General features: G+C 70.7%; 21 protein-coding genes and 3 pseudogenes. 17 read left to right on the top strand and 7 right to left on the bottom strand.

Going from position 1 to position 23,809, the window contains the following annotated elements; all coding sequences use genetic code 11:
- Positions 1-95 precede the first annotated feature (95 nt).
- The 3 genes and pseudogenes from DRB96_RS35350 to DRB96_RS35355 all read right to left on the bottom strand — a co-directional run bounded on the left by DRB96_RS35350 (position 96) and on the right by DRB96_RS35355 (position 2,373).
- On the bottom strand, positions 96-1,124 hold the full coding sequence (locus DRB96_RS35350; protein ID WP_343234713.1) for a cation:proton antiporter: 1,029 nt from the start codon (positions 1,122-1,124) through the stop codon (positions 96-98).
- Between the two features lie 18 nt (positions 1,125-1,142).
- A pseudogene (locus DRB96_RS45355) lies at positions 1,143-1,661 on the bottom strand (FAD-dependent oxidoreductase); the annotation flags it as partial.
- 112 nt (positions 1,662-1,773) lie between these two features.
- Positions 1,774-2,373: a GNAT family N-acetyltransferase gene (locus DRB96_RS35355; protein WP_112452095.1), complete on the bottom strand. Its 600-nt coding sequence runs from the start codon at positions 2,371-2,373 to the stop codon at positions 1,774-1,776.
- 168 nt (positions 2,374-2,541) lie between these two features.
- Here DRB96_RS35355 and DRB96_RS35360 point away from each other — a divergent pair, with 168 nt between their 5' ends.
- The 6 genes from DRB96_RS35360 to DRB96_RS35385 are packed head-to-tail and all read left to right on the top strand — an operon-like array spanning position 2,542 to position 8,575.
- Entirely contained in the window at positions 2,542-3,873 is a 1,332-nt protein-coding gene (locus DRB96_RS35360) for an ATP-grasp domain-containing protein (RefSeq protein ID WP_204357900.1), read from the top strand.
- Positions 3,870-4,703, top strand: a complete 834-nt coding sequence (locus tag DRB96_RS35365) for a DUF364 domain-containing protein (RefSeq protein ID WP_112454139.1) — start codon at positions 3,870-3,872, stop codon at positions 4,701-4,703. Before DRB96_RS35360 ends, DRB96_RS35365 begins: the two co-directional genes overlap by 4 nt.
- The gene (locus DRB96_RS35370) at positions 4,700-5,821 is read left to right on the top strand and encodes a pyridoxal-phosphate dependent enzyme (protein ID WP_112452097.1); all 1,122 of its coding nucleotides are present in this window, start codon (positions 4,700-4,702) and stop codon (positions 5,819-5,821) included. Before DRB96_RS35365 ends, DRB96_RS35370 begins: the two co-directional genes overlap by 4 nt.
- On the top strand, positions 5,818-6,867 hold the full coding sequence (locus tag DRB96_RS35375) for an enolase C-terminal domain-like protein (protein ID WP_112452098.1): 1,050 nt from the start codon (positions 5,818-5,820) through the stop codon (positions 6,865-6,867). The genes DRB96_RS35370 and DRB96_RS35375 overlap by 4 nt, the downstream gene beginning before the upstream one ends.
- On the top strand, positions 6,864-8,171 hold the full coding sequence (locus DRB96_RS35380) for an MFS transporter (RefSeq protein ID WP_112452099.1): 1,308 nt from the start codon (positions 6,864-6,866) through the stop codon (positions 8,169-8,171). The genes DRB96_RS35375 and DRB96_RS35380 overlap by 4 nt, the downstream gene beginning before the upstream one ends.
- Positions 8,126-8,575: a DUF2267 domain-containing protein gene (locus DRB96_RS35385; protein WP_112452100.1), complete on the top strand. Its 450-nt coding sequence runs from the start codon at positions 8,126-8,128 to the stop codon at positions 8,573-8,575. The genes DRB96_RS35380 and DRB96_RS35385 overlap by 46 nt, the downstream gene beginning before the upstream one ends.
- Positions 8,576-8,715: 140 nt before the next feature.
- Here DRB96_RS35385 and DRB96_RS43380 read toward each other — a convergent pair whose 3' ends face one another.
- The gene (locus tag DRB96_RS43380) at positions 8,716-9,117 is read right to left on the bottom strand and encodes an ATP-binding protein (protein ID WP_162688825.1); all 402 of its coding nucleotides are present in this window, start codon (positions 9,115-9,117) and stop codon (positions 8,716-8,718) included.
- 193 nt (positions 9,118-9,310) lie between these two features.
- Positions 9,311-10,564 carry a PP2C family protein-serine/threonine phosphatase gene (locus DRB96_RS35395; protein ID WP_112452102.1) on the bottom strand — a complete coding sequence of 418 codons (1,254 nt, stop codon included), beginning with the start codon at positions 10,562-10,564 and terminating at the stop codon, positions 9,311-9,313.
- 1,669 nt (positions 10,565-12,233) lie between these two features.
- Here DRB96_RS35395 and DRB96_RS35405 point away from each other — a divergent pair.
- Entirely contained in the window at positions 12,234-12,767 is a 534-nt protein-coding gene (locus tag DRB96_RS35405; RefSeq protein WP_112452104.1) for a hypothetical protein, read from the top strand.
- Between the two features lie 208 nt (positions 12,768-12,975).
- Here the strand turns inward: DRB96_RS35405 and DRB96_RS45360 are convergent, their stop codons facing one another.
- Positions 12,976-13,140: a hypothetical protein gene (locus DRB96_RS45360; RefSeq protein WP_239516454.1), complete on the bottom strand. Its 165-nt coding sequence runs from the start codon at positions 13,138-13,140 to the stop codon at positions 12,976-12,978.
- 671 nt (positions 13,141-13,811) lie between these two features.
- Here DRB96_RS45360 and DRB96_RS35415 point away from each other — a divergent pair.
- The 4 genes and pseudogenes from DRB96_RS35415 (at position 13,812) to DRB96_RS35435 (ending at position 17,688) form a co-directional block, all read left to right on the top strand.
- Complete coding sequence (locus DRB96_RS35415) at positions 13,812-14,015, top strand: cold-shock protein (protein ID WP_112452105.1); 204 nt, start codon at positions 13,812-13,814, stop codon at positions 14,013-14,015.
- A gap of 307 nt (positions 14,016-14,322) precedes the next feature.
- A pseudogene (locus DRB96_RS35420) lies at positions 14,323-15,771 on the top strand (DEAD/DEAH box helicase); the annotation flags it as partial.
- Positions 15,772-15,837: 66 nt separating this feature from the next.
- Positions 15,838-16,210: pseudogene (locus tag DRB96_RS45365) on the top strand (CBS domain-containing protein); the annotation flags it as partial.
- A 554-nt stretch (positions 16,211-16,764) separates the two neighbouring features.
- Positions 16,765-17,688, top strand: coding sequence for a LysR family transcriptional regulator (locus DRB96_RS35435; protein ID WP_112452106.1), 924 nt, complete (start codon positions 16,765-16,767; stop codon positions 17,686-17,688).
- A gap of 161 nt (positions 17,689-17,849) precedes the next feature.
- Here DRB96_RS35435 and DRB96_RS35440 read toward each other — a convergent pair whose 3' ends face one another.
- Positions 17,850-18,308, bottom strand: coding sequence for a pyridoxamine 5'-phosphate oxidase family protein (locus tag DRB96_RS35440; RefSeq protein ID WP_112454140.1), 459 nt, complete (start codon positions 18,306-18,308; stop codon positions 17,850-17,852).
- Positions 18,309-18,399: 91 nt separating this feature from the next.
- Here DRB96_RS35440 and DRB96_RS35445 point away from each other — a divergent pair, with 91 nt between their 5' ends.
- The 6 genes from DRB96_RS35445 to DRB96_RS35470 all read left to right on the top strand — a co-directional run bounded on the left by DRB96_RS35445 (position 18,400) and on the right by DRB96_RS35470 (position 23,726).
- Positions 18,400-19,014, top strand: coding sequence for a cysteine hydrolase (locus tag DRB96_RS35445; protein WP_112452107.1), 615 nt, complete (start codon positions 18,400-18,402; stop codon positions 19,012-19,014).
- An 18-nt stretch (positions 19,015-19,032) separates the two neighbouring features.
- Positions 19,033-19,869 (top strand): HipA family kinase, encoded by an 837-nt coding sequence (locus tag DRB96_RS35450; RefSeq protein WP_112452108.1) that lies wholly within the window; start codon positions 19,033-19,035, stop codon positions 19,867-19,869.
- On the top strand, positions 19,866-20,249 hold the full coding sequence (locus tag DRB96_RS35455; protein WP_112452109.1) for a DUF3037 domain-containing protein: 384 nt from the start codon (positions 19,866-19,868) through the stop codon (positions 20,247-20,249). Before DRB96_RS35450 ends, DRB96_RS35455 begins: the two co-directional genes overlap by 4 nt.
- A 176-nt stretch (positions 20,250-20,425) precedes the next feature.
- Positions 20,426-21,187 carry a 3-oxoacyl-ACP reductase FabG gene (gene fabG / locus DRB96_RS35460; protein WP_112452110.1) on the top strand — a complete coding sequence of 254 codons (762 nt, stop codon included), beginning with the start codon at positions 20,426-20,428 and terminating at the stop codon, positions 21,185-21,187.
- A gap of 20 nt (positions 21,188-21,207) precedes the next feature.
- Positions 21,208-21,990 (top strand): SDR family oxidoreductase, encoded by a 783-nt coding sequence (locus DRB96_RS35465; RefSeq protein ID WP_112452111.1) that lies wholly within the window; start codon positions 21,208-21,210, stop codon positions 21,988-21,990.
- A 152-nt stretch (positions 21,991-22,142) separates the two neighbouring features.
- Positions 22,143-23,726, top strand: coding sequence for an ABC transporter substrate-binding protein (locus DRB96_RS35470; protein WP_112452112.1), 1,584 nt, complete (start codon positions 22,143-22,145; stop codon positions 23,724-23,726).
- The last annotated feature ends 83 nt before the right edge of the window (positions 23,727-23,809 follow it).

Raw genomic sequence — 23,809 nt, forward strand, 5'->3', positions numbered from 1 at the left:
CTCCAGGTCCAGCGAGGGCTGGAGCCGGCGGCGGGTGGTGTCGCTGATGCGGTGGTCGTCGTAGAGGCGCTGGAGTTCGGCGGCCTCCTTGTCGATCAGGTCGCTGCGCAGCTGGCGGTAGACCTGGTCGGCGGACTCGTACGGTCCCTCGTCGTCGCCGAGCCGGTCCTGGGCGTGGTCGCGGCGGGCGTGCAGGGCGCGGCGGAGGCGGTCGAGGACCGCCTCGGGCGCGGCTTCGAGTCCGGAGGTTCGTCCAGGCGGCGCAGTCCCGCTTCGGCGAGGCTCAGCCGCGCGCCGGTCTCCTCGCGTTCGGTGTGGTCCGGTTCGAGGGCTATCCCGGAGCGGCGTACGACCGGGGCGAGGGTGAAGCCCTGGACGACGAGGGTGACGACCACGACGGAGGAGGTCAGCACCGAGGTCAGCACCAGGACCAGCGGGCGCTGGGCCAGGGCAGTGCCGTCGGCGGCGGCTACGGGGATGGACAGGGCCGCTGCCAGCGGCATGACACCCCGGGTGCCCGCCCACGACAGGACGGCGGGCACCCGCCAGTCGGTCCTGTCCCGTGTGGCCTTCCGCTGGAACAGGGCCGACAGGGGGAAGACCCACAGCGCGCGTACGGCGATGAGCGTGCCGGCCAGGGCGAGTGCGTAGAGCGGCCAGAGCCGGTTCTCGTCGCCCAGCTCGCGGATGAGGCCCGGCAGGGAGAGCCCGATCAGGCTGAACACGACGCTTTCGAGGAGGAACACCACGGTGCCGTAGACGGCGTGCAGTTGGAGGCGGATGCGGGCGCTGGTGAGGCGGTCGCCGCTGCCGCCCATCACGACGCCCGCCACGACCACGGAGGTGACGCCGGAGGTGTGGGCCGTCTCGGCCAGGACGTAGGCGGCGTACGGGGTGACGAGCGCGATCGCGGTTTCCAGTACCGGGTCCTGGGTGCGGCGCCGGATCAGCACCACGACGCCGGCGACCGCGGCCCCGATCAGAGTGCCTCCTCCCGCGAGCAGGGCGAACTCGCCGCCCGCGCTTCCCCACGAGACCGTGGAGGACGCGACCGCGACGCTCACCGCGACCCGGAAGAGGACGAGGGAGGTGGCGTCGTTGAACAGGCTCTCGGCCTGCACCATGACCTGGATCCTGGGCGGCAGTGCGAGGCGCCGGCCGAGCGCGGTGACCGCAAAACGGGCGGTGTCGCCGCCGCCAGCCACGACGATATCGCGGTCGCGGAAGAAGGCCCCGTCGCAGGTGGCGCACCAGGAGACGCCGCAGCCGGAGAGCTCTTCCTCCTTGGGCAGGCCCAGTTTGCGGCAGCCGGAGCCGGTCGCGATGATCGCCGTCGTCGCGCGGTGGACGGTGCCCTCGGAGTCGGTGACGGTCTTGATGTCGCCGGTCAGGGCGACGGAGAGATGTCGTTGTCGATCATCTCGGCGTCGATTGTTCGGCCTGGGCCCGCATGCTCTCCATGAGGACCGGGCCGTCGATGCCCTGGGGGAAGCCGGGGAAGCTCTCGACCTCGGTGGTCGTCGTCAGTGAGCCGCCGACGAAGATCGCGCCACCGAGACGAGCGGCGCAAGGTTGGCGCGGGCGGTGTACAGGGCGGCGGTGTATCCGGCGCCGCGACCCTGCTCATCCTGCGCGCCTGCTCGCCATGTTGGCGGGTGGATGCACTCGTTCCTCGCGGCCCGCTGTGTCATGCCAGCGGCATCGCGGTCGTCGTGAACTCGGCGCGGCTGGCCGGCCACACTCCGGATCTGCCCCGGGTGGGCGACGAGGGGCTCAGGTGCGCACCGCCGCAGGAACGCCGAGTGCGTAAGTGGTGGCCGGGATGAGGATTTCGAAGTGGACCGTCCCGAAGCCGCCGTGCTCGCCCGTCGTGCGGGCGTCGCAGACCTCGGTGGCGAGGCTGCGCCAGAACGCCTCCGCGCCGGGGATGTCCACATTCGTGTGCAGGTAGATGCTCTCGTAGCCGGGGACAGCGGCGGCGAACTCGCAGGCCGTCCGGACCATGGCGCGGGCCAGTCCGTGCCGGCGGTGGTCAGGGCGCACGTACACGCGGAGGAGTTGCGCGGTACGTCCTGACGGGTAGCGCTCGGCGAGCCATCGCGGGTGCGGCGGGTGGGCGGGGCCCCGGGAGTGCAGCGCGGTGGTGCCCACGACCTCACCGTCCCGTACTGCCACGACGAGGGTGTGGCGCGGGTCTTCGAGGTACGTGCCGTCGATGTCGACGACGTCGGAGTGCCATCGGGGCACGTACCCGTAGTCGAACTCCCCGTAGAAGGTGTCGAGCATGACGCTGCGCGCGCCGGGCACGTCCTGCGCCCTGGCGTGCCTCACCACGTACGGGCCGAGTTCTTGATCCTGCATCAGATTCCCCATCACTCCACCTCCGGCTTCCGGAGCAGCAGGCTACCCGGAGTACCGCCCTATTGGAAATGAAAACTATTTCGGATAGCTTCACCTCGGTTCGGTGCGGATGCCTCCTGTCGGGCGGTCCGCGCCGCAGGTATGCCCGAGAGCTGTCATGGCGGTCTGAGAGGGAGTCCCGTGGGACATCTGCTGGTTATCGAGAGCTGGGTGGGGTCGATGAGCAGGCTGCTGCCCAGGGCGATCCGCGAAGGCGGACACGAGTTCACCTTCGTCACCCGGGACCTGCACCACTACCTGCGGGGCGCCGGAGCCGACGGCCCGCACCCGCTGCTGGCGGCGCGCAACATCATCACCGCGGACACCAACGACATGAACGCACTGCTGCCGTACCTGGAGCGGCTGCACGCCGTGCTGGGCTTCGACGGGGTCGTCTCCTCCTGCGACTACTACCTGCCGGCGGTGGCGCGCACGGCCGAGCGACTGGGCTTGCCCGGCCCCGCCGCCGAATCGGTCGAGGCGGCCTGCCGCAAGGACCTGACCCGCCGGGTGCTGGCCGAGGCCGCGGTGCCCGGCCCCCGCTTCGCGGTCTGCGGTGATGTGGCGCACGCGCTGACAGCCGCCAGGGAGATCGGGTATCCGCTGGTCGTCAAGCCTGTCGACCTGTGCGCTGGGATGCTGGTTCGCGAGGTCCGCGACGAGGGGGAACTGGAGGCGGCCTGCCGGGCGCTGGCCGAGTTCCCCGTCAACGCGCGGGGCCAGGATCGTAGCCCCGTCTTCCTCCTCGAAGAACTCCTCACCGGCCCCGAAGTCAGTGTCGAGACCGTCTCGTTCGGCGGCGCCACGCACGTGGTCGGGGTCACGGACAAAAGCGTGGGCGGGGCCCCGGCCTTCATCGAAACCGGCCACATGTTCCCGGCGGGGATCTCGCCGGCGCTGGAGCGGGAGGCCGTCGACACCGCAGTGGCGGCGATCAAGGGCCTTGGGCTGGACCACATGGTCTGCCACACCGAGATCAAACTGACCCCCCAAGGGCCCCGGGTGGTCGAGGTGAACCCCCGCCCGGCCGGCAACCGGATCACCGAGCTGGTCCGCCATGTCACGGGTGTCGACCTGGCCGCCGCGTGTGTGGACGTGGCCCTCGGCCGGACCCCCGACCTCACGGCCCGAGTCACCGGCGTGCGCAGCGCCGCCATCGTCTTCCTGCTCCCCGACACCACCGGAACTCTCACCGCCATCGACGGCGCCGACGGCCTACGCGAGGAGCCCGAGGTCCTGGAGCTCACCCTCGCCGAGCCGGGCCGCACGGTGCGCGCCGTGACCAGCAACAACGAGTACCTCGGCCACATCATGACCGCCGACACCCAGGGCGGCGGCGCCCGCGAGACGGCCGAGCGGCTGCTCTCCCGCCTGCGCCCCAGGTATCAAGAGTGTCCGGCTCAAGAGTGTCCGGCTCAAGAGCGTCCGGCTGAAGAGTGTCCGGCCGAGCTGCCGTCGGCGGTGCCCGCATGACCGCTCCCACCCTGCGCGAGCCCGCCGTCCGCACGCTGGACCAGCTCATCGAACACGTCCGCACCGGCGGCTACGGCCCCGACCCGGCCCAGGAGCGCATCGCGCTCGCCTTCACCACCGCCCAGGCGGTACGCCACGAAGGCCGCGCCGGCGGCTACCGCAATGAAGTCCTCAGCCTGCGCCTGGCCGGGGCCGTCGGATCCTGCGCCGTGGAGCCCGGCGCGCTGCCCGCAGAGGCACTCGACGACTGCGTCGGCACCACCGTGGCCGAACTCCTCGACCACCCGCTCCTCCCCGTACGGATCGCCGCGCTCGACGCCTACCTCATGCGAGTACGCCCGCACACCCCCGACCACGGCGCCCGCCCCTACCCGCTGCCCGCCGGAAGCTCCCTGCACCGCTCCCGAGCCCGGGCCCGCGCGGTCGTCGACCTCCTCCCCTCGACCCGGGTCGGGAAGGTTCTCGTCATCGGCGTCGTCAACTCCCTGCTGGAACAGCTGCGTGAGCGCGGCACCGGCTACATCCCTTGCGACCTCAAGGGTGGAACCACCGAGTGGGGCGAGCCCGTCCGCACGGACGCCCTCGCGGAGCTGGAGCGCTGCGACGCGATCCTCGCCTCCGGCATGACGCTCGGGAACGGCACCTTCCAGCCGCTGCTCGACCACGCCATCGCGACCGGCAAGCCCCTCGTCATGTTCGCGCAGACCGGGAGTGCCATCCTGCCGCGCTTCCTCGGCGCCGGGGTGAGCGCCGTGTCGGCCGAGCCCTACCCGTTCTTCTGGCTCGACGGCGGTCCCGGTGTCATCCACCGCTACGGAGGCACCCGGTGACCACCGCGCCCCTGCTGCACCGGCCGGCCCCAGGTGTCGCCAACCCCGACCTGCTCCACCTCATCGGCCGCACCCCGCTCGCCCGGGTCCGCACGGAACTCCCTTACCCCCACCCCGGTTTCTGGGCCAAACTCGAATGTCTGAGCGCCGGTGGGATGAAGGCACGCGCGGCCGTCTCCATGCTGCGCGGTGCCCGTCGGCGTGGGGAGCTGCTCCCCGGCGCCCCCGTGGTCGAGTCGACCTCCGGCACGCTGGGTATCGGCCTGGCCTTCGCCGGGCAGGCCCTCGGTCATCCTGTTGTCCTCGTCGGTGACGCCGAACTGGAGCCCTCGATGCGCCAGTTGCTGCGCACCTACGGTGCCCAGCTGGAGCTCGTCGACCGGCCCGCCCCCGAGGGCGGCTGGCAGGCCGCCAGGATCGCCCGGCTCCGCGAGGTCCTGGCGAGGATGCCGGAGGCCTACTGGCCGGACCAGTACAACAACCCCGACAACCCGGCCGGGTACCTGTCGATGGCCGCCGAACTGTGCGGCCAACTGGACCACTTGGACGTCCTGGTGTGCAGTGTCGGCACCGGCGGCCACAGCTCCGGACTGGTCGGTGCGCTGCGCCGGCGCTGGCCGCGGCTCAAGGTGATCGGCGTCGACTCCGTGGGCTCGGCGATCTTCGGCCAGCCCGCCCGGCCCCGTCTGATGCGCGGACTCGGCAGCAGCATCCACCCCCGCAACGTCGCCCACCACGCCTTCGACGAGGTCCACTGGGTCGGCCCGGCCGAAGCGGTCGACGCCTGCCGCAGGCTCGCCCGTACCAGCTTCGTCAGCGGCGGCTGGAGCACCGGAGCCGTCGCCCTCGTCTCCGCCTGGGCGGCCCGGGTGGAACCGGGCGCCGTCGTCGCGACGGTCTTCCCGGACGGGCCGCACCGCTACCTGGGGACCGTCTACGACGACGACTTCTGCCACGCCCACGGCCTGGACCGAGCCGAACTCGCCGACCGCCCCCTGGAGATCCCGCACCCGTGGGCGACCGAGGCGACCGGCTGGGTCCGCTGCCGCACCGTCGTCGACCCGGTGGCGGCCGGCCGTCCCGTCGTACCCGCGCCCGTGCAAGGAGGTCCGGCATGAAGCTCAGCTGGAGCACCACGGAACTGGAGCTGGCCGAGCCGCTGCGCATCTCCCGATCGGTGATGGCCCGCCGCGACGCCGTCTGGGTCACCGTCGAACACGGCGGGCTGCGCGGCTGGGGCGAGGCCGTCAGCAGCGACTACCTGGGCCTGCCCACGACCCGGATCATCGAGCACCTGGTCGCCGCCCGCCCGGGCATCGAACGCCTCCCCGACCCCGAGACCGCATGGGATGAGTACGACGCCGGGAGCCCGCCGGGCCTTCCTGCCGGCGTTCTGGCGGCGATCGAGGCGGCCCTGCTCGACCTGGTCGGCAAGAGGGCCGACCGGCCCGTCCATCAGCTGCTCGGCACGCACGAAGCTCCCGCCGCGGCGACCGCCCGTACGATCGGCATCATCGCGCCCGAGGCCGCCGCCGCGCAGGCCACCCGCCTCGCCGCCGCCGGATTCACCGTCCTCAAGGTCAAGGCGGGACACCCCGACCCGGCTCGGGACCTCCACCGCGTGGCCGCCGTCCACTGCGCGGTCCCCGGGGCGAGTCTCCTGCTCGACCCCAACGGCGCCTGGAGCGAACACCAGGCCCTCGCCCTGCTGCCGCGCTTCGCCGCCCTCGGCGTCACCGCCGTGGAACAGCCGATCGCACCCGGCCGCCCCGACGCCCTCGCCCGCGTGGCGAAGGAGTCCCCGGTCCCCGTCATCGCCGACGAGGACGCGGTCTCCTACGAGGACGCCGTCGCGCTGGCCGGACGGGTCCACGGCGTGAACGTCAAACTGGCCAAGTGTGGCGGGGTACGGGCTGCGCTGCGCATCCACGAGGCCCTGCGCGGCAGCGGCACCGATCTGATGCTCGGCTGCCTCACCGCCAGCTCGCTGGGCATAGCGCCCGCCGTCCACATCGCCGACCGGGCCCGCTGGGTGGACCTCGACGGGCACCTGCTGCTCGCCGACGACCCCTGGACCGGAATCGGCGGTGCGGACGGCACCGTACGGGCCGCGAGTCGCTCCGGTCTCGGCGTCAGACGCGCCGACGGGGAGGCAGGACGGTGAGAACCCTCGCCGCCGCACGGAGCTTTCCGCTCGCCGTGCGCCTCCTCCTGGTCAACCAGCTCGGCGTCAACACCGGCTTCTACCTGCTCATCCCGTACCTCGCCACCCACCTCACCGACGACCTCGGCATGTCGGCGGCCGTCGTCGGCATGGTCCTGGGCCTGCGCAACCTCAGCCAGCAAGGAATGTTCCTGATCGGCGGATCGGCCGCCGACCGGCTCGGCGCCCGCGGTGTGATCATCGCGGGATGTGCGCTGCGCACGCTCGGATTCGCCCTGTTCGCGCTCGGCGACGGGCTTCCCGTGCTGCTGGCCGCCTCCATACTCAGCGGGCTCGCCGGGGCCCTCTTCAACCCGGCCGTGCGCACGTACATCGCCCAGGAGTCGAACGACCGCAAGGCGGAGGCGTTCGCGCTGTTCAACGTGTTCGCCACCACGGGAGCGCTGCTCGGGCCCCTCCTCGGCACCCTGCTGCTGCTCGTGGACTTCAAGGCGGCGGCGCTCACCGCAGCGGCCATCTTCGCGCTGCTCACCCTCGCCCAGACCATGGTGTTGCCCGCCCGTTCCGTCCCCAGCCCGTCCGGGACCGTGGCCGGTGACTGGCGGGAGGTCTTCGGCAACCGCAGGTTCCTCGCCTTCGCGCTGGCCATGGTCGGCATGTACGGGATGGAGAACCAGCTCTACCTGCTGCTGCCCCATGCCGCACACCAGGCCACGGGCTGGGACGGCTCCATCGGCCTGCTCTTCCTCGCCGGTACCGTCGTTAACCTGCTCTTCCAGCTGCGCATCACCCGGCGGCTGAAGTCCCGGGGGAGCCGCGCCCGCTGGATCGCCACCGGACTGGCCGTCATGGGGCTCGGCTTCGTCCCGCCCATGCTCGTCGCGAGCGCCTCCGGCACGCACCCGGCGCGCCTGCTGCCCGTACTCGCCGGTGCCCTGCTGCTCCACCTCGGCGTGATGATCGCCCAGCCGTTCGTCATGGAGTTGATACCGGCCTTCGGCCGAGACGGCCTCACCGGCACGTACTACGGCCTGTTCTACGTGGTCTCCGGCTTCGCAGCCGCCATCGGAAACATGGCCGTCGGCTGGGCCATGGACCTCGGCGGGAACAGCAGTCTCGCCTGGCTGCCGTGGGCCTTCTGCCTCTGCCTGGGCCTGTCGTCCGCGATCGCGCTCGCCGCGCTGCACCGCAGAGGCGCCCTCCTGTCTCTTTTACACCTCTCCCACCCCACCCGACCCAGAAAGGACAGCGCCCCGTCATGTACGACCAGACCCGACCGGAACGCTCCATCGCGGCGGCCATGACGTACGACCAGCTGCTCGAACGCGTCCGCTACGAGGGCGCCTACCCCACCCGCGAACGCGCCGAGGAAGCCGTCCGAACCGTTATCGCCGCTCTCGGACGGCAGATCACAGGCGACGAACGCGTCGACCTCGCCCGCCGCCTGCCCGTCGAAGCCGCGCTCACCCTGACCGCGCAGATCCCCGACACCGAGCAGCTCACCGGATGGGGGTTCATCAAGGACCTGGCCGCCCGTACCGGCGCCACACCGGCCACCACCCGCTGGGACACCGGCGCCGTCCTCGCCCCCGTCTCCGCCCTCGCCGGCCCCGACCTCCTCGCCCGCATCCTGCGCCGGCTCCCCGACGGCTACGCCCTCCTCTTCGGCCAGCCACAACTGCTCCAGCCCCAGCCGGCAACCGCCTGACCAACCTGCTCGCTGTCCCCAGCGCCGACCAGTAAGGCCATCGCCAGGTACCCGATACCCGATACCCGATACCCGCGCCGCGGAGCTGCGCTCGGCCGGCCATGGCGAAGTGGCGACGCCGTGCTTGTAGGCCGGGGCTGCTACCAGGGGGCGTGGGCGCAGATGGTCTTTCCGCCGTCGGGGGTGGGTTCGGTGTGGGTGTGGGTGGTGAGGCGTTCGATGAGGTGACATCCGTAGCCGCCGCTGCCGTCGGTCTGGGGCCGGCGGGGCTCAGCCGGGTGAGGGCTGGTGTCGGTGACGCGGATCTCGATGTGGTCGTCGTGGAGTTCGAGGTGGAGGGCGGCGGGTCCCTCGGTGTGACGGATCGCGTTGGTGACGAGTTCGGTGATGACCAGGAGGACCGCGTCGGGGTATTCGGGCTGGGCGGGGGCCCGGACCTGTGCGGCGCGGTGGAGGAAGTCGCGAGCGGCGCCCCGTACTGTCGTCGTCGGCTGGCCGGCACGTGGCACGGGCTGATCGAGGACGAGCAGGGGCAAAACCACGGGTCTCCCTCCACACGGTGGGCTTCCACGGCGTCTGCCCCCTCTGCGGGTGCCCACCCTATGGCGCCCCTCCCCAATCGGCCTTGCCTGCCCGGGTGAGCGACGGGGATTCCGGTGCGCCGGGGATCTGCCGGTCCGACCTCGCCGACCTGCCCGGCGTTGCGGGCCGCATGCGGGCGGATCTGCTGCCGCTTTACTGCCGCTGAGGAGCGGGCCATCGTGTCGTTGACGGTGGTGAGGCGTCGGTGAGGTCGGCACCGTTGGCGGCATCACGTTCGGAGTTGTGGACGCCGCGCCAGTCCAGGCACATGACGGTGGCGTCGTCGTCGAGGTGGCCGTCGCCGGCGTCGACGATCGCTTTGATGAGGGTGCGGGCGGCTTCGCGGGGGTGCAGTTCGCGGGTGCGAATGATCAGGTCCGACAGGTCGAGGCTCTCGGCGTCGCGCTCCAGCATGCCGTCGGTCAGCATGATCAGCCGGTCGCCGGGCCGAAGGTCCAAGGTCTGCACCCGGTAGGTGTTGGGCTGTGAGGGTTCGATATTGAGGCCGAACGCCCGGTCGACTTTCGGAACGATCTCCTCGACCTTGCCGTCTCGCATCCGCAGTGGCCAGGGGTGCCCGGCGTTGACGAACTCGGTCCGGCCGTCGAGGAGGCTGATGCGCAGCAGCTGGCCGGTGACGAAGCCGCTGCGGCCGTGGTCACGCATGGCCTGGTCGGCTTGGCGGGCCTGCTCAGCGAGGTCGGCACCTTCCCGTCGGGCCCGTCGCAGGGCGCCCACGACCAGGGTGGCGAGCAGCGCGGCGTCAACGTCGTGGCCCATGGCGTCGGTCACCGACAGCTGGACGGTGTCCCGGTCGATGACGTAGTCGAAGGTGTCGCCCCCGACATGCTCGGCGGGTTCCAGGGCCCCGGCGACCGCGAACTGCGCCGCCTCGCACGCCAGTGACGCGGGGAGCAGCCGGTGCTGGATCTCGGCTGCCAGGCTCAGCGGCTTGGTGCGCCGGCCCCACTGGTACACGTCGGTGTGGGACCGGTTCGCGATGACGATGTACGCAAGCGCGTGCGCGGTTTCGCCGATCTCCCGCATCACCTCCGCGTCCGGTACCGCGGGCAGGAACAGTTCCAGGAGTCCGATGGCGTCCCCGCGGTTGGTCACTGGAGCGACGACCCGCACCAGCCGGCTCTCGCCTCTGTGTTCCACCTTCGGCTGCTGGCTGCGGATCACGTCGTCGTACAGGGTGCCGCGCAGCGGGATCCGCTGGGCCGGCTCATCGGTCTCGACGCGGTCCGCCGCTCCCAGCCGTACGACCGAATTGCCGGTGAAGTCAGTGATCAGGAACGACACCGACGCCGCCCCGATGTGCTCCCTGAGCATCCGTGCCACCACGTCGAGCGACTCCACCGGCGCCGCGGCCTCCGACGCCTCCAGTATCCCCGCCAGAGTCATCGCCCTGCCGTGGCGGCCTCCGCCGGCGTCGGACCGAGACGCCCGCCCGCTGTCCGGCTCTCCTGCGGTCACAGCGGACCCCTTGCTGCTCGATGCCACCCGGGAACTGCGCCCCGTACGCGAACGATCCGCGCCGGAGCGGCATCGGACAGGCCCCATTGCACCACGAGAGCCCTCGGACCCGGCTGCCTGGCTGGCTGGCCCGCCCCTCTGGAACCACGTACGGCCAAGGACTGAACGGGTCGTACGAACCCCGTGTCGCGGGGCGCCCGCGTGGAATGGGGCGGGCCGTTGATTCGGGGAGCGGTGATCGTCGCCGTCGCGGTGCGCTGCGTAGCGCCTGCGTGCGCTTGTGCCCCGGCCTGCGCGGCGTGACCCGGCGACGACCGTCTTGCGCCCGCGCCCCACTGCCTCTCCGCCCGTGGTCGATTACCTCTCCGACATGCGAACGAAAATCTGTGATGGCCGGAGTAGACATTGCGAGGTGGTGTGGTTATGGTTTCTCTCGTAGCCCAGAGAGACAGCAGGGCCTGGCAGAGACGAACTGCCGGGCAGCAGTACATGCAGAACCCGTAGTTGCAGTGCGCAGGACGGTGCGGTGGTGGAGTTTCGAAGCCAGAGCGGTTGCAGGACGGCGACGGGACTGGCGACCGGACCGGGTGGCCCGCAGTGATCAGGGGTCGCCGAGAGCAGTACCGCAGTTGACGCAGTGGCAGTACCCGCAGTTCGCAGTACCCGGCAGTGAAGTCAGTGAGTGGTACCTCGGTGAGCGTGTCGAAGTGCGGGCGCGTACACCGGGAGGTTCGGCAGTGGGGTTCTAAGCCAGAGCAGACGCAAGACAGGCGACGGGGCTGGCTGCCGAAACGTGGCGCTCGGTCAGGTCACGAGCAGTACAAAGCGGTTCGCGGTACAGCGGTAAGAGCAGTACCCAGCAGTGAAGTGAGTGGAGCAGTACCTCGGTGAAGGCGTCGGCTGCTGGCGCGCGCATCGGGAAGTTCGGTAGTGGGGTTCCAAGCCAGAGCAGTTGCAGGAACGGCGACGGGGCTGGCTGCCGGAGAGTGGCGCTCAGCCAGGCCACGGAGCAGTTCGCAATATCAGCAGTACCCGCAGTAGAGCAGTACCCGCAGTACGCAGTCCCCCGCAGGTAGGTAGTTGATCACCGAGGGAAGAACGGAGGAGCCGAGCGCCATCAGGATCGCCCGGGCGTCAGTGTGAGTCCGGGTACCGCAGGACATCGTGAGTGAGGTGGTCTCCGGTCAAGCAACCGCGATCCCCGCGCCTCCGGCAGCAGTCAGGCCGCGCACGCGGAAACAAAAGGCCGGCGCAGTACTAGGGCCGGCAGATGGTGTAGCAGTTCCTTCGGGGCCCTGGTGCCATAGGCACCAGGGCCCCTCCGTGCGCTCGGTGAGAGAGGTGCAGCGACCGCAGACGACTCGATTGGCCGTCTCGGCGCTGACGACTACCCCGCCTTAACGATGGGCCACCGCGACTGCGGCCCGGCCACGGCGACGAGGGCGATGCTCCGTCGTCGAAGACCTTGCCGGTCAGCGTGATTACCGCGGCCCCTCCCGCTCATGGCACGGCCCAACGGCCGAATTCCTTCTGCTGAGTGCGAGATTCCACTGCGAGGCTACGGGCGTCCATCCGGATCGCACCAGACGGAGTTCCCATGAACCGAATACGCTTTCGCCCCTTCTTATTGACCGCCGCCGCGGTGCTTGCCCTGGTCCCAGCCGGGCTTGGCGCCACGGCGGCGCAGGCTTCGCCCGCCACTTCGGCTGTTGCCCCGGCCGCCCTGGGCAGCAGTGACACCGAGACCGTCATCACGGGCACGACCGGCCTGAACCGGGGCGAGGCCTGGTATTCGCCCGACCGCCGGACCATGCTGATCCAGCAGTACGACGGCCACGTGGTGCTCTACCGCGACAACGTTGCCATCTGGACGGCCGTGGGCAGCTACGGCTACGGGAATACCTTCTACATGCAGGCCGACGGGAACCTCGTCTCCTACGACGCGGCGATGCGCCCGCTGTGGAACAGTGCCACCGACCATCACTGGGGTGCGCATCTGGCGATCCAGAACGGCGGGAACCTCGTGGTCTATTACGGGTCCACCCCGCTGTGGTGGTCCAATTTCCGGCCGGGCGGCCCTGTGGATCCGGGCGACGACTGCACCCCGAGGCCTGGCAGGCTCTGCCCGTAGGGCGAGCACACTGAGTGGCCCCCTTGCTGCTGACTGAGGGGGCCGTTGTCGGCGAACACGGCCGCCCGCTCGGCGCCGCGTCCAGGACCGGGCCGGGCGGGGGTCGGGGCCTGGCCGACAGCGGGGTGTCACCCACGCAGCCGCGGCTGACACCCCGCACGGGCATGTGATCCCGGCGCCCGGTCCGCTCCGCCCCCCCGGGAGGACGTCAGGTGACGTGGACCCGCAGAACGTACGTCTCACCGCTGCTGATCGCCGGAGCCTGCTCCCACAGATCCGCGGACCAGAACCCAAGCGGCGCCCGGTCCGCGGCACGGGCCAGCGGCGGCAGGATCTCGCCGGCGGGACGGCCTTGGTGCGTACGTACGGGCAAGCTCCGCGAAAGCGTGCCGGCAGGGGGCACGGTAGGCGCCGGAGCTGTCGGCGAGCAGCCAGCCGGTCCAGGTGCTCCGTGCTCACGCTGATCTCGCCCATCGCCTCGCCCCTTCCCGCTCGGGCCGGCCGCTCCAGCCCGTTCGTCTTCGACGCTACGGACCAGGTCTGACAGGCAGACCCCGGCGGGCTACTGCTGCGCAGACCTGCCCGGCAGCCGGCCCGGCAGCGCAGTGCGTGCACACCAGGGTCTCGAACCTCACCTCAGCCATCACCCTCACCATCCTGCCCCGCCCACTACGCTCGGGGAGGAGTAGGACGCTCCGATGGGCCTGCTACGTCGTAGCCGGCGAATACCCCAACTTTGGAAACGCTGCACTGGGCATGAATCAATACCTGTCCCCGCGGCCAGAGAGTTTGGCGGGCAACGCGAGGAGAGTTTTTGCTGCAGCACAAGGGGTATATACATTCGACCCATGCAATCCGCTGCGGCATGCTACTGTCCATCTCCGTTGCAGTTTTGGTACCCAAAAACTTAGAGCACCTCCAGTCGGCCTCCGCGCCGCCTGGTGGTGCTTCATATTTCCGGTCAATTTCCGGGCGGGGCATCATCGCGGCGACACGGTCTCCGCACAGTGCGGACTCCGGTGTACTGCCCCAAGGAGATATGACATGGCTGCTGGCACCGTGAAGTGGTTCAACGCGGCAAAGGGCTTCGGCTTCATCGAGCAGGACGGTGGCGGCCCTGACGTGTTCGCCCACTTCTCGAACATCGCCGCCCAGGACTTCCGCGAGCTGCTCGAAGGCCAGAAGGTCACCTTCGACATCGCGCCGGGCCAGAAGGGCCCGACGGCGGAGAACATCGTTCCCGCCTGACGCTGACGCGCATTCTGCAGCTGGGGCCCGCACCCCTCGGGGTGCGGGCCCCAGCTGCACACATCTCCCGCGGTGGTTCCACCTGCGGGTTCAGGCATGGGCTGCCGCCTCCTCGGAGACGCACCGGAGCTCATTTCTCCGGTTTTCGCGTCCGTATGACGCCACCCCATGGCAAGCGCCCGTACCCGCACACATTTCTCGCGGAACGGATCCGCTCCACATTCCATTCGGCCGTTCTCGCAATTACCCGCGCCGCTCTTCCGCTGCGCGAACTCCTTGATGAGTTCCGCATCAAGGAAGGTTTCGCATGAACTCCACACGCAAGAACGAGCGCTCTTCCCGCAGTCGCACCGGCGTCCCGCTTTCGGCACTGGTTCCGAGCGGGGCAGCCGATTCGGTTCCTCGACTCGCCGGAGCCGTTCCGCAGGTCCGAGCTGCTCGGGCGGTTCCGGCGTCGGGCCCGCCTCGACTCAGGGCGAGTTCCGCCACCGAAGGCGATCACGCCCGCGCTGGCTCCCGTCGAAGCCTTCGCCGATCTCGACATGCCGGGCGCCCTCGGCGCGCAAACGTGAGCGTGCCCTTCCCGATCCAGGGCGCCACCCTGCCCAACGCCCCCGCGGGCCGGGACGTCCTGGGCCGCGGCCGCACGGGCTCCGGAAAGACCCTGGCATTCGGCCTCGCGCTGCTGGCCCGTACGGCCGGCCAGAGCGCCGAGTCGGGGCAGCCGCTCGCGCTGATCCTCGTACCCACCCGTGAACTGGCCCAGCAGGTGACCGATGCCCTCACCCCGTACGCCCGCTCGGTGAAGCTCCGCCTGACCAACGTCGTCGGCGGCATGCCCATCGGCCGCCAGGCTGGCGCCCTGCGCGGCGGCGCCGAAGTCGTGGTTGCCACCCCCGGCCCGGCTGAAGGACCTCATCGACCGTGGTGATTGCCGGCTGAACCAGGTCGGGATCACCGTCCTGGACGAGGCCGACCAGATGGCTGACATGGGCTTCATGCCTCCGGGTCACCGAGCTCCTCGACCAGGTGCGTCCCGAAGGTCAGCGGATGCTGTTCTCCGCCACCCTGGACCGCAACGTCGACCTGCTGGTGCGCCGCTATCTGACCGACCCCGTCGTGCACTCCGTCGACCCCTCGCAGGGCGCGGTCACCACGATGGAGCACCACGTCCTGCACGTCCACGGCGCCGACAAGCAGCGGACGACGACGGAGATCGCCGCCCGCGAAGGCCGCGTGATCATGTTTCTCGACACCAAGCACGCCGTGGACCGCCTCACCCAGGAGCTCCTCAACAGCGGGGTCCGTGCCGCCGCCGGCCCAGTTCAAGACCGGACACGTCAGCGTCCTGGTCGCCACGAACGTCGCCGCTCGCGGGATCCACGTCGACAACCTCGACCTGGTCGTCAACGTGGACCCGCCGACCGACCTGAAGGACTACCTGCACCGCGGCGGCCGTACCGCGCGCGCCGGCGAGTCCGGCAGCGTCGTCACCCTGGTCACCCCCAACCAGTGCCGCGACATGCCCCGTCTCATGCAGGCCGCCGGGATCGTCGCGCAGACCACCCAGGTCCGCTCCGGCGACGAGGCCCTCAACCGGATCACGGGCGCCCCCGCAACCTCCGGAATCCCCGTCACCATCACCGCGCCGGTCGTCGAACGCGTCAAGCGCGGTGCGGCCTCCCGCGTCAGGCGGGGGCCCGTTTCGGCCGCCCAGCGCGCGAGTGTGCGTCAGTCCGCCTTCGATGCGGCGGCCTCAGAACCACGTGATCAGACGACTGACCCCCGTTTCTGCAGGAGGCACGTTGTGAGGCTGGTCCGGATGCAGCCCCGCTCAGCCAGCGCCGACCCGGCGCCCCCTACGTTGGACGACACCATGGATGCGGCGGGCCCGCAGGTCGGTGACGACATGACGTTCGAGGTGGCCCTGTCCGTCATGGCGAGTGCCCGCGCGGTTCGTCTGCTGGTCTGTGACGAGGACGGCCTGTGCCCCGGGCTGGTCACACGAACCCGGGCCCAACTCGCCGCGATCCGCAACGGCAGCGCGTGTACGCGATGTTCTCGGCGATCGCGGGCCGTTCACCTCGCCCATGACCACCATGGCCAGGGCGGAACACGCGATGAGCTACCGCCGCCTCGACGCCCTGCCCGTCGTCGGCGAACAAGGCAGCGCTCTGGGCGTCCTCGCCCTTGCCCCGGCGCATGCCGCCACCCGAACACCGAAGAGGGCCCGACCGGCACGGGCCGCTCGGGCCCTTCCGCGTACCCACAGGGAAGCGCGGATGGGTGGGCCGCCCCTCCCGGGGTGTCGTGGCTACGGTGCGTCCCGGTTCGGCGGCTGTCCGTCTCGGGGGAGGGCGGCGTGCGCTGTGTCCAAGGCCTCGCCCGGATGGTCCGCGCCTTGTACGCACGACTGGACCGGCTGGTCGGGCCCGTGGCCGGCAGGCCGTAGGGCCCGGGTTCAGCGGGGGAGGGTGGCGGTGATCGCTTTGCCCGTGCCGGTCCGGGCCTGGGCGATGGTGACGTCGTGGGCAAGGCGTTGGATCATGGGCCAGCCGAATCCGCCGGTCCGGCCCGTGCCGGTCGGGCCCTCTTCGGTGTTCGGGTGGCGGCATGCGCCGGGGCAAGGGCGAGGACGCCCAGAGCGCTGCGTGCGGGGTGGTGGGTGCGCTCATGACAGCTACTCTCGCCCGCCCGACCTCGTAGGACAAGCGAGAGTTCTTGGGCGTCTCGCCGTAGCATTGCTTATATGTTGAACCTGGAGCGCCTGCGCACCCTCGACGCCCTCGCCCGCCACGGCTCCGTCAGCGGCGCCGCGGACGGCCTCCACGTCACCACCTCCGCCGTGTCCCAGCAGATGGCGAAACTGGAGCGCGAGGTCGGCCAGCCGCTGCTGGCCAAGAACGGGCGCGGGGTCCGGCTCACCGACGCCGGCCGGCTGCTGGCCGACCACGCGGCCCGGATCATCTCCCAGGTGGAGCTGGCCCAGGCCGACGTGGAGGCCCGGCGCGGCTGCGCGGTCGGCGAACTGCGCATCGGCGCCTTCCCGACCGCCATGCGGGGGCTGCTGCCGCGGACCCTGGCCGCGCTGCGCACGGACCACCCCGAACTGCGGCCCCGCGTACGGGAACAGGAGCCGGAGGAGAGCCTGGCCGCCGTGGTGCGGGGCGACCTCGACCTCGCCCTGGCCATCGACTGGCACAACAAGAGGATGCCGGTGCCCGCGGAGCTCGCCCGGCTGCACCTCCTGGACGACTCCGTGGACATCGCGGTGCCCGCCGGGCACCGGCTGGCCGGGCGCACCGGGATCTCCCTCTCCGAGTTCGGCGACGACGACTGGATCTCGTGGAACGAGGGGCAGTTCTGCCACGAGTGGCTCGTGTACACCCTGCGCGGCACCGGCATCGAGCCCCGGATCGCCCACATCGCCGAGGAGCACCACACCCAACTGGCCTTCGTCGAGGCCGGACTGGGCGTCTGTGTGGCCCCGAGGCTGGGGCGCGGGCCGGTGCCGCCCGGTGTCCGGCTGCTGCCGGTGTGCGACAGCGTCCGCCGCCACGTGTACGTCGTCTGGCGGGCCGACGCCGGGCGGCGGCCCTCGATCCGGGCCGCCGTCGAGGCCCTGCGGCGGACGGCGTCCGACGGCGTCGGGCAGCAGGGGGCCGCAGACTAGGCCGTCTCTTTCGGATCTTGCCGGGCCCGCGGCGCCTGGCACCGCGCCTGGCCGCGTTGTCGGGACGCCCGAGTACGTCCAGTACACGCAGCGCCCCTCCGCCTTGCCATGCACGGCACCAGGCGCCGCGGGCTCGGCCGACAAGATCCGAAAGAGACGGCCTAGATCTTGCGGAAGTCCCAGGACACGATCGACTCCGGGGTCAGCCGGATCCAGGCGTGCCGGCCGTCGTGCGGCATCTCCGGGATGCCGAAGTTCTTGACCGGGAAGATCCGCTCCGGCTCCGCCAGCTCCTCGCACGGCTCGCCCGTCCGCGGGGCCTCGCCGACGAAGACGGCGCTGCCGGACAGTTCCACCCCGCGCAGCTCGTCGTAGGCCTCGCCCGAGTCCACGACCACCGATATCCGGGGGTCCTTGCGCAGCTCGGACCAGCGCCGGCTGCGGGTGATCGAGTACAGCCACAGCGAGGTGCCGTCCCAGGCGAACCAGAGCGCGCCCACGTGCGGGCGCCCGTCGGGGGAGACCGTGGCCACCCGGCAGGTGCGCTGCTCGCGCAGGAAGAGGTCCACTTCCCCGTCGGTCATCATGATGCGGCGGCCCCGCCGCTGCCCCTTGTCCACGCCCGTCTCGTCCATCCGACCCGCACCCCTTCACATCTGACTGTGTGTCAGGAATCATGCGTGCTCTTCCGTCACCACGCCAGGGGGAGCCATGGCCGATCTCGATCCCGCCACCACCGCACTGCTCACCGTCGAGTGCCAGAGCGGTGTCGTCGGCGAGGAGAGCGCCCTGCCCGAGCTCGCGAAGGAGGCCAGGGACTCCGGAATGCTGGACCGGGTCGCCGCGCTGGTCGAGGCCGCGCGCGGGGCCGGCGTACAGGTGCTGCACGCGGTCGCCGAACGGCGGCCGGACGGGCTCGGGGCCAACACCAACGCGCGGCTGTTCCGCGCCGCCGGGAGACTGCCGGTGCGCCAACTGACCGGCAGCCCGGCCGTCGAGGTCGCCGCCCCCATCACCGTCGCCGAAGAGGACCTGGTGGTGCGCCGGCTGCACGGGCTCTCCCCGATGGCCGGAACCGACCTGGACGCCCTGCTGCGCAACCTCGGCATCCGCACCCTCGTCGTCACCGGCGTCTCCTCGAACATCGCGATCCCGAACACCGTCTTCGACGCCGTGAACCTCGGCTACGACGTCGTGGTCCCCTCCGACGCCATCGCCGGGGTGCCCGCCGCCTGCACCGCCGAGGTGATCCGCAACTCCCTCTCCCTGGTCGCGGCCATCACCACGGCCGAAGCGCTCATTACCCAGTGGGCTCCCGCGCACTGACCCCCGTAACCTGGGCGGATGCTGTCCGAAGTGATCGCGACCCGCTACGTCACGCCCTTGCGTGAGGGCGGCTCGCTCCCGGGGCTCGTCGAGGCCGACGACCTCGGGACCTACGTCATGAAATTCACCGGAGCCGGCCAGGGCCGCAAGACCCTGGTCGCCGAAGTCATCTGCGGCCGGCTGGCCCAGCGGCTGGGCCTGCGCGTCCCGCGGCTGGTGCAGATGCAGCTCGACCCCGTCATCGGGCTCGGCGAGCCCGACCAGGAGGTCCAGGAGCTGCTCAAGGCCAGCGGCGGGCTGAACCTCGGGATGGACTACCTCCCCGGCTCGATCGGCTTCGACCCCCTCGCGTACCAGGTGGACCCCGCGGAGGCGGGGCGCGTGGTCTGGTTCGACGCCCTGATCAACAACGTCGACCGGTCCTGGCGCAACCCGAACATGCTGGTCTGGCACGGGGACGCGTGGCTCATCGACCACGGCGCCACCATGATCTGGCACCACAACTGGCCCACCGCCGCGAGCGCCGCCGCCAAGCCGTACAACGCCTCGGACCACGTCCTGGCCCCGTTCGGCCCGGACATCGCCGCGGCGGCGGCCGAGCTGGCGCCGCTGGTGACCGAGGAACTGCTCACCGAGGTCGCGGCCGACGTGCCCGACGAGTGGCTCGTCGACGAGCCCGGCTTCGACTCCACCGACGCGCTGCGCCGCGCCTATGTGGAGGCCCTGCTGCCGCGCGCGGCCACGATCCACGAGAGGATCACGACGGAGGCCGAGGTGAAGGTCCGGACGGGTCCGCCCGGCTGGCTCGCCGACCGCCTCGACCCCCGGCCCCGGAAGAAGAGCGACAGCGAGTGACCAAGCGGGACGTGTTCGAGTACGCGCTGGTGCGTGTGGTGCCCCGGATGGAGCGCGGCGAGTGCTTCAACGCCGGCGTGATCGTCTACTGCCGGGCGCATTCGTACGTCGCCGCGCGCATCCACCTCGACGAGGCCAAGCTCCTCGCCCTGGACCCGCAGGCGGACGTGGCCGGGGTGCGGGCCGCCCTGCGCGGGGTCGAGGGAGTGTGCGGCGGGGGAGAGCGGGCGGGCCAGGCGGCCGGCGACGACGCGGGTCGGCGCTTCCGGTGGCTGATCGCACCGCGCAGCACGGTCGTGCAGCCCGGTCCGGTGCACACCGGACTGACGGCCGACCCCGCGGCCGAGGTGGAGCGGCTGCTGGACCTCCTCGTGCGCTGAGCGGCCAAGCGGCCAAGCGGCCGAGCGTCTGAGTGGCTGAGCGGTGGCGGCTTCGGAGCCCTGGAACCTGGTGGCGTTGACACCGGGTGCCAGGGCTCCTAGCGTCTGTCCAGCTGAAGCTACTAAGCGGTTGCTCACCCCTGAGGGGCCGCTTTCCTAGGGCGAGGAGATCCAGCATGTCCACCACCGAGCAGCGCGTCGCGATCGTGACCGGGGCGGCCCGGGGCATCGGCGCGGCCACCGCCGTACGCCTGGCCGCCGAGGGCCGGGCGGTCGCCGTACTCGACCTGGACGAGGCGGCCTGCAAGGACACCGTGGAGACGATCACGGCGGCCGGCGGCAAGGCCGTGGCGATCGGCTGCGACGTCTCGGACGCCGCACAGGTGGAGGCGGCCGTCGAGCGCGTCGCGAGCCTGCTCGGCGCCCCGACCGTCCTGGTCAACAACGCGGGCGTGCTCCGGGACAACCTCCTCTTCAAGATGAGCGAGAACGACTGGGACACCGTCATGAACGTGCACCTGCGCGGCGCGTTCCTGATGTCGAAGGCCTGTCAGAAGCACATGGTCGAGGCCAAGTTCGGCCGCATCGTGAACCTCTCCAGCAGCTCCGCGCTGGGCAACCGCGGCCAGGCCAACTACTCGGCGGCCAAGGCTGGCCTGCAGGGCCTCACCAAGACGCTGGCCATCGAGCTGGGCAAGTTCGGCGTCACCGCGAACGCGGTCGCCCCCGGTTTCATCGTCACCGAGATGACCGCCCAGACGGCCGCTCGCGTGGGCATGGGCTTCGAGGACTTCCAGGCCGCGGCCGCCACCCAGATCCCGGTGCAGCGGGTCGGCCGCCCCGACGACGTGGCCAACGCCATCGCGTTCTTCACGGGCGAGTCCGCGGGCTTCGTATCCGGCCAGGTCATGTACGTGGCCGGCGGCCCGCTCAACTGACGAGAGGCAGGACGCACGACATGACCGACAAGGCGTACGAGGACACGCGCGGCGGCGCGGACAGCGGCAAGGTCGCGCTGATCACCGGGGCGAGCCGGGGCATCGGCTACGGCATCGCCGAGGCGCTGGTGGCGCGCGGCGACCGGCTCTGCATCACCGGGCGCAACGAGGAGGCCCTCAAGGAGGCCGTGGAGCGGCTCGGGGCGGACCGGGTGATCGGGGTCGCGGGCAAGGCGCACGACGAGGCCCACCAGGCCGTCGCCGTGGAGCGGACGATGGAGGCCTTCGGCCGCGTCGACTTCCTGATCAACAACGCGGGCACCAATCCGGTCTTCGGGCCGATCGCGGACCTGGACCTCGGGGTCGCCCGCAAGGTCTTCGAGACCAACGTCATCTCCGCGCTCGGCTTCGCCCAGCGCACCTGGCACGCCTGGCAGAAGGAGAACGGCGGGGCGATCGTGAACATCGCCTCGATCGCCGGCGTCTCGGCCTCGCCCTTCATCGGGGCGTACGGGATGAGCAAGGCGGCGATGGTCAACCTGACCCTCCAGCTCGCCCACGAGATGGCGCCGGGCGTCCGGGTCAACGCGATCGCGCCCGCCGTGGTCAAGACGAAGTTCGCGGCCGCGCTCTACGAGGGCCGGGAGCAGGAAGCCGCGGCGGCTTATCCGCTGGGCCGGCTCGGCCTCCCGCAGGACATCGGAGGGGCGGCGGCCTTTCTCACATCTGCACAAGCGGAATGGATCACCGGGCAAACTCTCGTGGTCGACGGGGGAATGTTCCTCAATGCCGGAGTCCACTGACCGATAATCGGACGCATTTGCCTCCCGAGAGGGGGCAAATGCGTACCGAATATGCACGTATTCGGTCAAGTGCCGCACGAAACCTGCCCATTGGATTTGTGATGCACTGCGGTAGGGTCTGCCGCACCCCTGGCTGATCGAGGAGCGTGCACGTGTTCAACCGGACCAGATGCCTGCAGATCACTGCGGCCCTTGCGTCCATATCCCTGCTCTCCGGATGCGGCCTGTTCTCGGACGACGGCGGCGACGGCGGACAGCGGATTGTCGTCGGAACGACGAGCGCACCCACCACCCTCGATCCGGCGGCGGCCTGGGACGGTTCCTGGGAGCTCTACCGGAACGTCTACCAGACCCTGCTCGCCTTCCCCACGGGTGCCACCAAGCCCCAGCCGGACGCGGCCCAGAGCTGCGAGTTCACGGATTCCGGGAACGAGTCGTACCGCTGCGTGCTCAAGAAGGGCCTGAAGTTCTCCAACGGGGAGACGCTCGACGCCAAGGCCGTCAAGCACTCCCTCGACCGGATCAAGACCATCGACGCCCCGGCCGGCCCCAAGGCCCTCTTCGGCAGCCTGGACAAGATCGAGACGCCGGACGCGCTGACGGTGGTCTTCCACCTGAACACCCCCGATGCCACCTTCCCCTTTGTGCTCGGCTCGCCGGCCGCCTCGCTGGTCGCGCCGAAGGAGTACCCGGCCAACAAGCTGCGCGAAGGCTCCGGGGTCACCGGCTCCGGCCCGTACACCCTCGAGTCCTACAAAGAGGGCGGCGAGGCGGTCCTGAACCGCAACGGCGTCTACACCGGCTTCGCCAACCGCCGCAACAACGGCGTGACCATCCGGTACTTCGCGGACTCCAAGAAGATGATCGCGGCGCTCAAGTCCAAGGAGATCGACGCGACGTACCGAGGCCTGTCCGCCCCGGAGATCAAGGACCTGCAGACCCCCGAATCGCACAACGCGGGCGTCCAGGTCGTCGAGAACGTCGGCGCCGAGATCCGCTACCTGGTCTTCAACCCCAGGGACCCGCAGGCCGCCAAGGCCCCGGTGCGCCAGGCGATCGCCCAGATCGTCGACCGCGGGGCGCTCGTCTCCAAGGTCTACCAGGGCACCGCCGAGCCGTTGTACTCGATGGTCCCCAAGGGGGTCGTGGGCCACAAGACGCCCTTCTACGACACCTACGGCCAGGTCGACGTCGCCAAGGCGAAGAAGATCCTCAAGGACGGCGGGGTCGCCACGCCGGTCGAGATGACCTTCTGGTACACCACCGACCGCTACGGCGCCTCCACCGCCGACGAGTTCACCGAGCTCAAGCGCCAGCTGGACGAGAGCGGCCTGTTCAAGATCACCCTGCGCGGCCAGCCCTGGAAGGTCTTCCAGGAGGGCTACAAGAAGGGCGAGTACCCGGTCTTCGGCCGAGGCTGGTTCCCCGACTTCCCGGACCCGGACAACTTCATCGCCCCGTTCGTCGGCAAGGACAACGCCGTCGGAACGCCGTACGAGGCCAACGAGATCCTGAACGTCATCCTGCCCAAGTCCCGCCGCGAGAGCGACCGGTCGGCCGGCATCCACGAGTTCGAGAAGGCCCAGCAGATCTTCGCCGACGACGTCCGGCTGCTTCCGCTGTGGCAGGGCAAGCTGTACGTCGCCGCCCGCGACGACATCGCGGGTGCCGAGCGCGCCCTCGACCCGCAGACCGTCATGCAGGTCTGGGAGCTGTACCGCAAGACCAGCTGGTAGCGGGGCCGCGGCCGGCCGGGTCCGTACGCGGACGCGGCCGCCGCACTGTCAGTGGTCCCGGGTAAGTTCTGGAGCAGTCGCGC

The organism is Streptomyces sp. ICC1 (assembly GCF_003287935.1).
Lineage (GTDB): Bacteria > Actinomycetota > Actinomycetes > Streptomycetales > Streptomycetaceae > Streptomyces > Streptomyces tritrimontium.

Bases quoted from the DNA above. Each gene is read 5' to 3' on its own strand.
- DRB96_RS35435 (WP_112452106.1), top strand. From the start codon at position 16,765: ATGTTGAACCTGGAGCGCCTGCGCACCCTCGACGCCCTCGCCCGCCAC.
- fabG (WP_112452110.1), top strand. From the start codon at position 20,426: ATGTCCACCACCGAGCAGCGCGTCGCGATCGTGACCGGGGCGGCCCGG.
- DRB96_RS35450 (WP_112452108.1), top strand. From the start codon at position 19,033: ATGCTGTCCGAAGTGATCGCGACCCGCTACGTCACGCCCTTGCGTGAG.
- DRB96_RS35415 (WP_112452105.1), top strand. From the start codon at position 13,812: ATGGCTGCTGGCACCGTGAAGTGGTTCAACGCGGCAAAGGGCTTCGGC.
- DRB96_RS35375 (WP_112452098.1), top strand. From the start codon at position 5,818: ATGAAGCTCAGCTGGAGCACCACGGAACTGGAGCTGGCCGAGCCGCTG.
- DRB96_RS35395 (WP_112452102.1), bottom strand. From the start codon at position 10,564: ATGACTCTGGCGGGGATACTGGAGGCGTCGGAGGCCGCGGCGCCGGTG.
- DRB96_RS35405 (WP_112452104.1), top strand. From the start codon at position 12,234: ATGAACCGAATACGCTTTCGCCCCTTCTTATTGACCGCCGCCGCGGTG.
- DRB96_RS35445 (WP_112452107.1), top strand. From the start codon at position 18,400: ATGGCCGATCTCGATCCCGCCACCACCGCACTGCTCACCGTCGAGTGC.
- DRB96_RS35350 (WP_343234713.1), bottom strand. From the start codon at position 1,124: ATGGTGCAGGCCGAGAGCCTGTTCAACGACGCCACCTCCCTCGTCCTC.
- DRB96_RS35385 (WP_112452100.1), top strand. From the start codon at position 8,126: ATGTACGACCAGACCCGACCGGAACGCTCCATCGCGGCGGCCATGACG.
- DRB96_RS35365 (WP_112454139.1), top strand. From the start codon at position 3,870: ATGACCGCTCCCACCCTGCGCGAGCCCGCCGTCCGCACGCTGGACCAG.
- DRB96_RS35465 (WP_112452111.1), top strand. From the start codon at position 21,208: ATGACCGACAAGGCGTACGAGGACACGCGCGGCGGCGCGGACAGCGGC.
- DRB96_RS35355 (WP_112452095.1), bottom strand. From the start codon at position 2,373: ATGGGGAATCTGATGCAGGATCAAGAACTCGGCCCGTACGTGGTGAGG.